Source organism: Alishewanella agri BL06 (assembly GCF_000272005.1).
In the GTDB taxonomy this organism is placed as follows: domain Bacteria; phylum Pseudomonadota; class Gammaproteobacteria; order Enterobacterales; family Alteromonadaceae; genus Alishewanella; species Alishewanella agri.
This window is the reverse complement of record NZ_AKKU01000023.1, coordinates 31,502-40,461: the sequence shown is the minus strand read 5'-3', so window position 1 is coordinate 40,461 and position 8,960 is coordinate 31,502. Positions and strand designations below refer to the sequence as shown.

General features: G+C 48.0%; 11 protein-coding genes and 1 rRNA gene. All 12 read right to left on the bottom strand.

The window, feature by feature from the left end; translation table 11 throughout:
* Positions 1 to 60 precede the first annotated feature (60 nt).
* Positions 61 to 1,585, bottom strand: a 16S ribosomal RNA gene (locus tag AGRI_RS12320).
* 362 nt (positions 1,586 to 1,947) lie between these two features.
* On the bottom strand, positions 1,948 to 3,210 hold the full coding sequence (locus AGRI_RS12315) for a serine hydrolase (RefSeq protein WP_008985236.1): 1,263 nt from the start codon (positions 3,208 to 3,210) through the stop codon (positions 1,948 to 1,950).
* 144 nt (positions 3,211 to 3,354) lie between these two features.
* A complete protein-coding gene (gene rplQ, locus AGRI_RS12310; protein ID WP_008609570.1) occupies positions 3,355 to 3,750 on the bottom strand; it encodes a 50S ribosomal protein L17 in 396 nt (131 codons plus the stop codon).
* 39 nt (positions 3,751 to 3,789) lie between these two features.
* Positions 3,790 to 4,779: a DNA-directed RNA polymerase subunit alpha gene (locus AGRI_RS12305; RefSeq protein WP_008985235.1), complete on the bottom strand. Its 990-nt coding sequence runs from the start codon at positions 4,777 to 4,779 to the stop codon at positions 3,790 to 3,792.
* A 23-nt stretch (positions 4,780 to 4,802) separates the two neighbouring features.
* Positions 4,803 to 5,423 carry a 30S ribosomal protein S4 gene (gene rpsD, locus AGRI_RS12300; RefSeq protein ID WP_008985234.1) on the bottom strand — a complete coding sequence of 207 codons (621 nt, stop codon included), beginning with the start codon at positions 5,421 to 5,423 and terminating at the stop codon, positions 4,803 to 4,805.
* 33 nt (positions 5,424 to 5,456) lie between these two features.
* On the bottom strand, positions 5,457 to 5,846 hold the full coding sequence (gene rpsK, locus AGRI_RS12295) for a 30S ribosomal protein S11 (protein WP_008609573.1): 390 nt from the start codon (positions 5,844 to 5,846) through the stop codon (positions 5,457 to 5,459).
* 11 nt (positions 5,847 to 5,857) lie between these two features.
* Positions 5,858 to 6,214 (bottom strand): 30S ribosomal protein S13, encoded by a 357-nt coding sequence (gene rpsM / locus AGRI_RS12290; RefSeq protein WP_008609574.1) that lies wholly within the window; start codon positions 6,212 to 6,214, stop codon positions 5,858 to 5,860.
* Between the two features lie 131 nt (positions 6,215 to 6,345).
* A complete protein-coding gene (gene rpmJ, locus AGRI_RS16405; protein ID WP_008950799.1) occupies positions 6,346 to 6,459 on the bottom strand; it encodes a 50S ribosomal protein L36 in 114 nt (37 codons plus the stop codon).
* Positions 6,460 to 6,480: 21 nt separating this feature from the next.
* The gene (gene secY, locus AGRI_RS12285; RefSeq protein ID WP_008985233.1) at positions 6,481 to 7,809 is read right to left on the bottom strand and encodes a preprotein translocase subunit SecY; all 1,329 of its coding nucleotides are present in this window, start codon (positions 7,807 to 7,809) and stop codon (positions 6,481 to 6,483) included.
* A 15-nt stretch (positions 7,810 to 7,824) separates the two neighbouring features.
* Positions 7,825 to 8,259: a 50S ribosomal protein L15 gene (gene rplO / locus AGRI_RS12280; protein ID WP_008950798.1), complete on the bottom strand. Its 435-nt coding sequence runs from the start codon at positions 8,257 to 8,259 to the stop codon at positions 7,825 to 7,827.
* A 3-nt stretch (positions 8,260 to 8,262) separates the two neighbouring features.
* Positions 8,263 to 8,445, bottom strand: coding sequence for a 50S ribosomal protein L30 (gene rpmD / locus AGRI_RS12275; RefSeq protein ID WP_008609577.1), 183 nt, complete (start codon positions 8,443 to 8,445; stop codon positions 8,263 to 8,265).
* A 6-nt stretch (positions 8,446 to 8,451) separates the two neighbouring features.
* Entirely contained in the window at positions 8,452 to 8,955 is a 504-nt protein-coding gene (rpsE, locus tag AGRI_RS12270; RefSeq protein ID WP_008985232.1) for a 30S ribosomal protein S5, read from the bottom strand.
* Positions 8,956 to 8,960: the final 5 nt, after the last annotated feature.

Sequence of the window (8,960 nt, the reverse complement as noted above, 5' to 3'; positions counted from 1 at the left end):
GTTTGCTCTATCTCATGCAATCAATCATCTGTGTGAACACTTATGAATCGTTCTAATAGGTAAGGAGGTGATCCAACCGCAGGTTCCCCTACGGTTACCTTGTTACGACTTCACCCCAGTCATGAATCACAAAGTGGTAAGCGCCCTCCCGAAGGTTAAGCTACCTACTTCTTTTGCAACCCACTCCCATGGTGTGACGGGCGGTGTGTACAAGGCCCGGGAACGTATTCACCGCAACATTCTGATTTGCGATTACTAGCGATTCCGACTTCATGGAGTCGAGTTGCAGACTCCAATCCGGACTACGATATGCTTTAAGAGATCCGCTCACTGTCGCCAGCTTGCCTCCCTCTGTACATACCATTGTAGCACGTGTGTAGCCCTACTCGTAAGGGCCATGATGACTTGACGTCGTCCCCACCTTCCTCCGGTTTATCACCGGCAGTCTCCCTAGAGTTCCCGACCGAATCGCTGGCAACTAAGGATAAGGGTTGCGCTCGTTGCGGGACTTAACCCAACATTTCACAACACGAGCTGACGACAGCCATGCAGCACCTGTCTTACAGTTCCCGAAGGCACCAAGGTATCTCTACCAAGTTCTGTAGATGTCAAGAGTAGGTAAGGTTCTTCGCGTTGCGTCGAATTAAACCACATGCTCCACCGCTTGTGCGGGCCCCCGTCAATTCATTTGAGTTTTAATCTTGCGACCGTACTCCCCAGGCGGTCTACTTAATGCGTTAGCTGCGATACTCACGGTACAAGACCACGAACATCTAGTAGACATCGTTTACGGCGTGGACTACCAGGGTATCTAATCCTGTTTGCTCCCCACGCTTTCGCACCTGAGCGTCAGTATTGTGCCAGGGGGCCGCCTTCGCCACTGGTATTCCTCCAAATCTCTACGCATTTCACCGCTACACTTGGAATTCTACCCCCCTCTCACATACTCTAGCTTCCCAGTATCAGATGCAATTCCCAGGTTGAGCCCGGGGCTTTCACATCCGACTTAAAAAGCCGCCTGCGTGCGCTTTACGCCCAGTAATTCCGATTAACGCTTGCACCCTCCGTATTACCGCGGCTGCTGGCACGGAGTTAGCCGGTGCTTCTTCTGTGGGTAACGTCAAAATGCTGTGCTATTAACACAACACCCTTCCTCCCCACTGAAAGTGCTTTACAACCCGAAGGCCTTCTTCACACACGCGGCATGGCTGGATCAGGCTTGCGCCCATTGTCCAATATTCCCCACTGCTGCCTCCCGTAGGAGTCTGGGCCGTGTCTCAGTCCCAGTGTGGCTGATCATCCTCTCAAACCAGCTAGGGATCGTCGCCTTGGTGAGCCATTACCCCACCAACTAGCTAATCCCACGTAGGCGCATCCGATAGCATGTGGCCCGAAGGTCCCACACTTTGGTCCGTAGACATTATGCGGTATTAACAGTCGTTTCCAACTGGTATCCCCCTCTATCGGGCAGCTTCCTACGCATTACTCACCCGTCCGCCGCTAGGTCCGAAAACCTCGCTCGACTTGCATGTGTTAGGCCTGCCGCCAGCGTTCAATCTGAGCCATGGATCAAACTCTTCAATTAAAGTTCTTTCTGCCAACATAGTGGCGCTCAGTCACTGACTAATTTTACTTGGTCACTTTCTGATTAATTTCATTTCGAAACCATCATAAGTGCCCACACAGATAATTGATTGCTTATTGTTAAAGAGCATGCTTCGTCTTACGAAGCGAGGCACTTGCCTCAGGATTCTTTCAGACTTGGAGTTCGTTGCCGTTGTCCCCGTCTGTGGATGCGCATTATAGAGATCCGGAAAACTTGTTCAAGATCTTTTTTCATAAAAGAGGATCGTTCGGATGTTTTTTAAACGATCCTTATTGCTGTCGGCGATCTTTTACACGATCCGTTGAAAATACCGTCAACCTTGCTGCTGCAAACATCTGCGGCTAGTGATGGCCGGCTTGCTGACGTTGGCTTAACTCGTACTGATACAGCAAAGTCCCCAGCTCCCGCAAGAACGGCTGGCCTATAGTATCTGTCTCATAGGTATCGTCGTTAAGGATCTGATTAGCATTGGTGTAGAGGATCGCGGTGAGAAAGAACGCGATCCCATGTTTGGTATCTTCTACATAGGCGCCATCAATAACGTGGCCATAAGCTTGGCCATTTTTATTATGGTAGTGAATATATTCAGGCAGCCGTTGCTGTGCGTCACCTTTTAAGAAGTACTTTACGTAGGTATCGGGATATTCCGCTTCCGGGAAAGCCGGATACTGGCTTTGTCTTGGTAACTTCCGCATATGCTCTAATAAAAACTGGCGCTGTGATTCGCTAATATTAAAACGTTGTTGCTCTGCAAACAGCTGCGGCATAACGATTCGCTTCACCACCCCGTCAAAATCAATTAAAGATTGCCGGTTCTTCAAGGTAAAGTCCATTGGCTGCTGAATTAGCTCTCCGCGCTGATAATAAGCTTTGCCTAGTTTCGGTTGATCCGGGTTGCTATAGGATTCCCCAATCTGTCGCTCAGGTAATGCCAACAGCGTCCGGCCTTCTGCATCGATAAAACGTACCGGATTAAAATAGCGATTGTCATCGTCAGTAAATGGCACACTAAGGCGGTGGTTGATAATGGTATTATTTAACCCCTTCGCGAGCAGTTGCTGGTTAATATATTGCTGACCTAGTAACTCATACAATCGATTACTGCCATCATTATCACTCACCAGTAATATCTTCTTTATATAGTGTCCGATGCTGGGCAAGCCGCTTTCGCTGGTTTCGTCAGTATGTGCCGTTGTTTGCGGTGAGCGCTGACTGTCTGTCAGCATAGTCGTCGCTAAAGTTAGCTCGGGCCTGTTTTGCTCGTGTAACCATTGTAACGCTAATGCTGCTAAGGGTAGCTTTACAGTACTCGCCGGATAGAAGTAGCGTGCCGGGTCCAGTCGATAGTGATAGTAATGAAGCTTTGGCGGCTCATTTGGGTTTATTCGCTTCTCGATTCGCGTATATAGGATCTGCAGCTGATACTGTTCACTATCGCTAAACACCTGGTTAAGCAACGACGACTGTTGTATCCGTTCCACCAACAACGGCTGTAGTGGCTGACAACTACCGGCGGCGACTAAATAACGACAGGGATCTTGCTCTGCAGCCACACCCACCGGATAGGTTACTACTGCAAATAACAGACTAAAGACAAATTTCATCTATACATTCCGCCTGATAAAAAGTTTGGATTCAGGGTAACAGTAGCATAAATATTTATCAGGTCAGAACGCGGCGAATTGCTCCAAGCAAAAGAAATAAAAAAACCGGGCGTTAAGCCCGGTTTTTCAATTTAAAGTCAGCGATTACTCAGCTGCAGTTTCTTCAACTGGCAGCGCCGTTTCCGGACGATCTACTAACTCAATATAAGCCATAGGTGCATTGTCACCAGTACGGAAGCCACACTTCAGGATACGAGTGTAACCACCTGGACGCGCGTTGTAACGCGGGCCTAAAACATTGAACAGTAAACCTACTACTTCTTTATCACGAGTACGGGCGAAAGCCAGACGGCGGTTTGCAACGCTGTCGTTCTTAGCCAAAGTGATCAATGGCTCGATCACACGACGTAACTCTTTAGCTTTTGGCAAAGTCGTTTTGATGATTTCGTGCTTCACCAACGAGCTTGCCATGTTGCGGAACATTGCAGTACGGTGGCTGCTGTTCCGATTTAATTGACGACCACTCTTGCGATGGCGCATGATCTATTCCTTCTCACTAAACCAGGAACTGGTATCTGGTTAGTCTTTATTTACCAAACTAGCTGGCGGCCAGTTTTCCAGGCGCATGCCCAGAGATAAACCGCGTGATGCCAGCACGTCTTTGATTTCGGTAAGTGACTTCTTACCCAGGTTAGGTGTTTTCAACAACTCAACCTCGGTACGTTGCACCAGATCACCGATGTACTGAATCTGCTCTGCCTTCAAGCAGTTAGCAGAACGAACTGTTAGTTCTAAATCATCGACCGGCCGTAACAGAATCGGATCAAACTCCGGCTTCTCTTCACGTTTCTCTGGCTCACTCTTATCACGCAGCTCAACAAAGAACTCCAGCTGTTCAGCCAGAATTGTTGCTGCGCGACGAATGGCTTCCTCTGGCTCAACAGTGCCGTTGGTTTCCATGTCGATAATCAGTTTGTCCAGGTCGGTACGCTGTTCAACCCGAGCGGCTTCAACGGTGTAAGCAATACGCTCTACCGGGCTGAAAGACGCATCCAGCAACAGACGCCCAATTGGACGTTCGTCATCGTCTGAGGAAAAACGAGCTGATGCAGGCACATAACCACGACCACGCTCAACTTTCAGACGCATACTGAATTCAGTTTCGCCAGTCAGGTTGCAGATAACGTGATCAGGATTAACGATTACCACACCGTCGCCACGCTGGATATCTCCAGCGATTACAGGGCCGGCACCTTTTTTCGTTAAAGTCAGGGTGACTTCATCTTTGTCTTCCAGGCGTACGGCAAGGCCTTTCAGGTTCAGAAGGATATCAATGATATCTTCCTGTACACCTTCTTTGGCACTGTACTCATGGAGCACGCCGTCGATCTCTACTTCAGTCACTGCACAACCTGGCATAGACGATAACAGAATACGACGTAACGCGTTGCCCAAGGTATGCCCGAAACCGCGCTCAAGTGGTTCCAAAGTAACTTTGGCACGAGTTGGGTTGATCCTTTCGATACCAACTAATCTCGGCTTAAGGAATTCGGTGACAGAACCCTGCATATATCCTCTCTTAACAATTAGCTTTACTTAGAGTAAAGCTCGACGATTAACTGTTCGTTGATGTCCGCAGACAGATCTGAACGCTCAGGCAGACGTTTGAATACGCCTTCCAGCTTAGTCATATCTACTTCAATCCAAGTTGGCTTTTCGCGTTGCGCAGCCAGCTCTAAAGCAGCACCGATACGGGCTTGCTTCTTCGCTTTTTCACGCACAGCTACAACTTGTTCAGGTAATACAGTATGTGATGGAACATTCACCACGCGACCATCTAACATGATTGCTTTGTGGCTTACCAGCTGACGTGCTTCGGCACGAGTGCTGGCCAGACCCATCCGGTATACCACGTTGTCTAAGCGAGACTCTAACAACGCTAACAGGTTTTCACCGGTATTACCTTTCAAACGCGCAGCTTCTTTGTAGTAATTACGGAACTGCTTTTCTAATACGCCATAAATACGACGTACTTTTTGCTTCTCGCGTAACTGTAAACCGTAGTCTGACAGACGGCCACGACGGGCACCATGCTGACCAGGAGCTGTAGTTAAGTTACACTTTGAATCGATTGCTCTCACGCCGCTCTTCAGGAACAGATCTGTACCTTCGCGACGACTTAGTTTGAGCTTAGGACCCAAATATCTTGCCATCTTCTTTCTCCAATAATCCGTGAAGCGCTGTGATTACACGCGACGTTTTTTAGGTGGACGGCAACCGTTATGCGGAATTGGCGTCACGTCGGTGATATTTGTGATTTTGTAACCAGCGGCATTCAGTGCGCGAATCGCTGATTCACGACCTGGGCCTGGGCCATTCACAAAGACTTCAAGGTTTTTCAGACCATATTCTTGTGCAGCAGCACCTGCACGCTCTGCAGCTACCTGAGCAGCGAATGGTGTAGATTTACGTGAACCACGGAAACCTGAACCACCAGCTGTTGCCCAGCACAGTGCATTGCCCTGACGATCAGTGATCGTCACAATGGTGTTGTTGAAAGAAGCATGGATATGAGCCATACCATCTGAAACTTGCTTTTTTACCCGTTTACGAGTACGAACTGGTGCTTTAGCCATGTTGAATCACCTTATTTCTTAATCGCTTTACGTGGGCCCTTGCGGGTACGCGCATTAGTCTTAGTGCGCTGACCACGAACCGGCAGACTACGACGGTGGCGCAGGCCACGGTAGCAACCCAGGTCCATTAAACGCTTAATGTTTAATGTGATTTCACGACGCAAGTCACCTTCAACGGTGTATTTTGCAACTTCGTCACGTAAAGAGTCTAACTGTGCGTCACTTAAGGTCGCAATCTTGGTTGACTCTTCGATGCCCACTGCAGCTAAAATAGCCTTTGCACGGGTCTTACCGATACCATAAACATAAGTCAGTGAAATCACTGCATGCTTATTATCGGGGATGTTAATGCCAGCGATACGGGCCACTAACGTTCTCCTATCTGAAATTAAAAGGTGCCAATTTGAAAAGCCCGTAAGGATACTCAAATGGCGCTCATATTGCAAACAATAAAGGGGCTAAACTAAAGTTCAGCCCGCCTTATCGTAATTTTCTGCTATTAACCTTGGCGTTGTTTGTGCTTCGGCTCACTGCAAATTACGCGAACGACGTTATTACGTTTGATCACTTTGCAGTTACGGCAGATCTTCTTAACGGAAGCTCGTACTTTCATAACTTAACTCCGCAAAATATCTTAACGGCCTATGCCTTTAAGATTTGCCTTTTTCAGCACAGAATCATACTGATGCGACATCAGATGGGTCTGTACCTGTGCCATGAAATCCATGATAACAACAACGATAATCAGTAATGATGTACCGCCAAAGTAGAACTGTACGTTCCACGCTACCATCATGAACTCAGGAACCAAACAAATAAAGGTAATGTACAGGGCACCAGCAAGGGTTAACCGTGTCATCACTTTATCAATGTATTTTGATGTCTGTTCACCAGGACGGATACCAGGAATAAAGGCACCGGACTTCTTCAGGTTGTCAGCTGTATCGCGCGGATTGAACACCAACGCTGTATAGAAGAAACAGAAGAAAATAATCGCTGCTGAGTATAACATCATGTACAGCGGTTGTCCCGGAGATAATGTTAGCGAGAGTTCCTGAAGGAAATTCGCTAGCATACCTTCACCTGAACCGAACCAACTGGCAATAGTGCCAGGGAACAGAATAATGCTAGAGGCAAAGATCGGTGGAATAACACCGGCCATATTGACCTTTAACGGTAAATGGCTGCTTTGCGCGGCAAATACCTGACGGCCTTGCTGACGCTTTGCGTAGTTAACCACTATACGACGCTGGCCGCGTTCAAAGAACACTACGAACCAGGTAATCGCAATGACGATCACGCCAATCGCTACTAACAGTAAAAAGTGCAAATCGCCCTGACGTGCCTGCTCAATCGTCTGACCAATGGCAGACGGGAAGCCAGCAACAATACCGGTGAAAATTAGCAGCGAAATACCGTTACCAATGCCGCGCTCTGTAATTTGCTCACCTAACCACATCAAGAACATGGTACCGGTAACCAAGCTGATTACCGCGGTAAAGTAAAATGCAAAGCCTGGGTTAATCACTAACCCTGGCATCATATTGGGTAAGCCAGTAGCTATACCAATAGACTGTAAGATCGCTAATGCTAAGGTACCGTAGCGTGTGTACTGGTTAATTTTGCGCTTGCCAGCTTCACCCTCTTTCTTCAGTTCAGCCATTGCCGGATGCATTACCGTCAACAACTGCACAATGATTGAGGCTGAAATGTAAGGCATAATACCTAACGCAAACACAGAAGCACGCTCAAGTGCACCACCGCTGAACATGTTAAACATTTCAACGATGGTGCCTCTTTGTTGCTCGAATAACTGAGCTAGCACGGTGGCGTCAATTCCAGGAATTGGCACAAAGGACCCTAATCGAAATACGATTATGGCTAAAAGCACAAACAACAGGCGAGATTTCAGCTCACTGAATCCACCTTTTGCTGCTCTTGAGTCCGAACCTGGTTTAGCCATTGCGTACTATCCTTATTATTCTTCGACTTTACCGCCAGCGGCTTCGATAGCTGCACGCGCGCCTTTAGTTACGCCTAAACCTTTAACGGTTACTGGACGAGTGATCTCGCCAGACAGCACAACTTTAGCGAACTTCACAGTGCGGGCAATGATGTTAGCTTCCATTAAAGAGGCTAAATCTACCACATCACCATTAACAGCAGCGATTTCGTGTAAACGTACTTCAGCAGAAACCAGAGATTTCAGAGAAGTGAAACCGAACTTAGGTAAACGCTGCTTCAGAGGCATTTGACCGCCTTCGAAACCTGGACGTACTTTACCGCCAGAGCGTGATTTTAAACCTTTGTGACCACGGCCACCGGTTTTACCTAAGCCAGAACCGATACCACGGCCCAGACGGCGCTTTTCTTTCTTGGCACCTGGTGCTGGAGCAAGAGTATTTAATAACATCTGTTACTCCTCCACTTTAACCATGTAGTAAACGGCGTTGATCATACCGCGAACTGAAGGAGTATCTTCAACTTCAACGGTGTGACCGATACGACGTAAACCCAGACCCAGTAATGAAGCCTTGTGCTTCGGTAAACGACCGATGCTAGACTTCACTTGGGTGACTTTAATTGTTTTCTTCGCCATGGCAAATTACCCCAGAATATCGTCAACGCGTAAACCGCGTTTTGCCGCTACCTGAGCTGGTGACTTGACAGCCGCCAGCGCGTTGATAGTGGCGCGAACTACGTTAATTGGGTTGGTTGAACCGTAACACTTAGACAGAATGTTCTGGATACCGGCGACTTCCAGCACGGCACGCATAGCGCCACCGGCGATCAAACCTGTACCTTCTGCAGCTGGCTGCATATAAACATTCGAACCTGAGTGCACACCCTTAGTTGGGTGGTGCAGTGTGTTACCATTTAATTCAACCTGAGTCATGTTGCGGCGGGCTTTTTCCATTGCCTTTTGAATTGCAGCTGGAACTTCACGCGCTTTACCATAACCGAAACCAACACGGCCATTGCCATCGCCTACCACAGTCAGAGCGGTGAAGCTGAAAATACGACCACCTTTTACCACTTTTGACACGCGGTTAACAGCAACAAGCTTCTCTTGTAAGTCAGATTGTTGTTTAACTTCTTCGTTAGCCATGAGCT

Coding starts and splice junctions, on each gene's coding strand:
- AGRI_RS12315 (WP_008985236.1), bottom strand. CDS start 3,210: ATGAAATTTGTCTTTAGTCTGTTATTTGCAGTAGTAACCTATCCGGTG.
- rplQ (WP_008609570.1), bottom strand. CDS start 3,750: ATGCGCCATCGCAAGAGTGGTCGTCAATTAAATCGGAACAGCAGCCAC.
- AGRI_RS12305 (WP_008985235.1), bottom strand. CDS start 4,779: ATGCAGGGTTCTGTCACCGAATTCCTTAAGCCGAGATTAGTTGGTATC.
- rpsD (WP_008985234.1), bottom strand. CDS start 5,423: ATGGCAAGATATTTGGGTCCTAAGCTCAAACTAAGTCGTCGCGAAGGT.
- rpsK (WP_008609573.1), bottom strand. CDS start 5,846: ATGGCTAAAGCACCAGTTCGTACTCGTAAACGGGTAAAAAAGCAAGTT.
- rpmJ (WP_008950799.1), bottom strand. CDS start 6,459: ATGAAAGTACGAGCTTCCGTTAAGAAGATCTGCCGTAACTGCAAAGTG.
- secY (WP_008985233.1), bottom strand. CDS start 7,809: ATGGCTAAACCAGGTTCGGACTCAAGAGCAGCAAAAGGTGGATTCAGT.
- rplO (WP_008950798.1), bottom strand. CDS start 8,259: ATGTTATTAAATACTCTTGCTCCAGCACCAGGTGCCAAGAAAGAAAAG.
- rpmD (WP_008609577.1), bottom strand. CDS start 8,445: ATGGCGAAGAAAACAATTAAAGTCACCCAAGTGAAGTCTAGCATCGGT.
- rpsE (WP_008985232.1), bottom strand. CDS start 8,955: ATGGCTAACGAAGAAGTTAAACAACAATCTGACTTACAAGAGAAGCTT.